The sequence below is a fragment of the Megasphaera sp. AF13-6AC genome (genome assembly GCF_027685385.1).
GTDB classification, from domain to species: domain Bacteria; phylum Bacillota; class Negativicutes; order Veillonellales; family Megasphaeraceae; genus Megasphaera; species Megasphaera micronuciformis.
In genome coordinates, this window is sequence record NZ_JAQCUN010000078.1 from 2,469 (window position 1) to 2,938 (window position 470).

Sequence of the window (470 nt, forward strand, 5' to 3'; positions counted from 1 at the left end):
TCAAATTTGCTACATGAGAGCGACTCTTACCGACCTTCTCCGCCAATTCCTCCTGCGTCCAACCGTTCATATCAATAAGAACTTTATAGGCAGTCGCTTCTTCGACAACGTTAAGATTTTCGCGTTGAATATTTTCAATTAAAGACACTTCTGCCGCCACACGGTCTTCATATGTTCGCACAACAACCGGAACCTGAGTGAGACCTGCCGCCTTGGCGGCTCGCCAACGACGCTCTCCGGCAATAATTTCATATCGTCCCTCTCCGACAGCGCGTACAACCAAAGGTTGTACAATGCCGTATGTGCGTATAGATTCGCTCAATTCCTGTAAAGCCTGCTCATCAAAGATACGCCGTGCCTGCTGCGAATTCCGTTCCTTCAGGATCGCCACCTTGAATCATAAAGTCTTTAATAATACGATGGAAAATTGTCCCGTCATAAAATTTTTTGTCTGCCAATTTTTTAAAGTT

General features: G+C 45.3%; 1 protein-coding gene and 1 pseudogene. Both read right to left on the bottom strand.

Annotated elements, in window-relative coordinates:
• A partial coding sequence (locus tag PGX78_RS05445; RefSeq protein WP_270445781.1) for a ParB/RepB/Spo0J family partition protein occupies nt 1-391 on the bottom strand: 391 nt, incomplete at its 3' end.
• Nucleotides 366-470 (bottom strand): annotated as a pseudogene (locus PGX78_RS05450) (peptidylprolyl isomerase); the annotation flags it as partial. The gene PGX78_RS05445 and the pseudogene PGX78_RS05450, both read right to left, overlap by 26 nt.